Origin of the sequence: Candidatus Sororendozoicomonas aggregata, from assembly GCF_031528575.1 — a bacterium.
In the GTDB taxonomy this organism is placed as follows: domain Bacteria; phylum Pseudomonadota; class Gammaproteobacteria; order Pseudomonadales; family Endozoicomonadaceae; genus Endonucleibacter; species Endonucleibacter aggregata.
The window spans coordinates 1-1,323 of sequence record NZ_JAVLSP010000195.1 but is presented as its reverse complement, the minus strand read 5'-3'; the positions used below and the strand labels follow the sequence as shown (position 1 = coordinate 1,323).

2 protein-coding genes are annotated in these 1,323 nt (G+C 44.1%); one reads left to right on the top strand and one right to left on the bottom strand.

Annotation, left to right across the window (positions count from 1 at the left end; genetic code table 11):
• Positions 1 to 820 (bottom strand): RNA-guided endonuclease InsQ/TnpB family protein (locus V4C51_RS17745; protein ID WP_330927498.1); only part of this gene is annotated, 820 nt, incomplete at its 3' end.
• A 69-nt stretch (positions 821 to 889) separates the two neighbouring features.
• Between V4C51_RS17745 and tnpA the strand changes: the two genes are divergently transcribed.
• A complete protein-coding gene (tnpA, locus tag V4C51_RS17740) occupies positions 890 to 1,294 on the top strand; it encodes an IS200/IS605 family transposase (RefSeq protein WP_330927497.1) in 405 nt (134 codons plus the stop codon).
• Positions 1,295 to 1,323: the final 29 nt, after the last annotated feature.

Below are 1,323 nucleotides of genomic sequence, written 5' to 3'. Positions count from 1 at the left end.
TGATCTTGCTTGAGGTCTTATGGAGGTAATCGGTTCTACAACTGGCTATCTTGCTGTGAATACGATTAATTCGCTGCTTTTGCTTCTTCCAGTTTTCAGAGAATTTTATTTTGCGAGAGAGCCTTCTTTGTTCTCTGGCAAGCTGCTTCTCATGGTTCCTGAAAGCATTAAGGGGCTTGTACCGCTCACCACTGGACAGCGTGACAAACTTTGCAATCCCCATATCCAGACCAACCGCTTTTTCAGAAGGGTGAACCGGAACAGGTAATTCTTGCTCGGTTTGAAAACTGATAAACCAATGGCCTGATTTGCGGGTAATGGCGCAATTCTTTATCTCACCTTCGATGTCGCGAGACTTACGGAACTTCACCCACCCCAACTTGCTTGGTAGTTTTACCCTGCGATTTTCTACCTTGCAGTACTTTGAGAACTGCATGATACGAATGGAATTATGGTGATCTTGGTTTCGCTTTTTGAAACATGGCTTTTCAAACTGAATTTCTTTGATCTTTCCGGCTTTGAGTTTTGCCAGATCATCAAAGTGTTTTTTCCATGCACCGCCCAAATCCATTAGTTTTTGCTGCAAAGCAACCGCATTACCCTGAGTAAGAAAGCGGGTTTCTTCATCTTTCTTCCAGAGCGGCAGCCACTTAGCCATTGTGTATGAGGACGGGATTTTTTCGCCAGACTCCCACTTTTCATTGCAGATGCTCAATGCTTTATTCCAGACAAAGCGAGCTGTACCGGAAAGCCGCATGAATCTTGCATGCTGCTCTGGTGTCGCCTCCAGTCTGAATTTATATGCCTTGAGAATCTTCATTTATATAATCAGTGTGTTAGTCTTTAATACTTAAATTATAGGGTGTAAAGTGAGATATCAAGTATTAGTATGCAAGAAATAAAGAAAGGCCGACACAGTGCTTTTACTTTGCGCTGCCACATTGTTTTTGTGACAAAGTACAGAAAGAAAGTGCTTGGCGAGTTACACCTAGCCAGACTGAGAGAAATATTTTCTGAGATATGCGGAAACTTTGAGGCAGAGCTAACAGACTGCAATGGTGAATCCGATCACGTTCATCTTTTGGTGGAGTTCTCGCCCAACACGCCAGCTATTGCGAAACTGATAAACAGCCTGAAAGCTGTTTCATCCAGACGGTTAAGACAAGAGTTTTGTGATATCGCAGGCGCGTATCGAAAGCCGGTTTTGTGGTCAAGATCGTACTTTGCGGGTAGTTGCGGTGGCGCGCCACTTGATGTGATTGCCGAATATATCAGAAACCAAGATAAGCCCTAGACGGGCTGAACGAAATTCACCACCCGCCT

What these genes read in the sequence shown, in the direction of transcription:
- tnpA (WP_330927497.1), top strand. Translation starts at nt 890, where the DNA reads ATGCAAGAAATAAAGAAAGGCCGACACAGTGCTTTTACTTTGCGCTGC.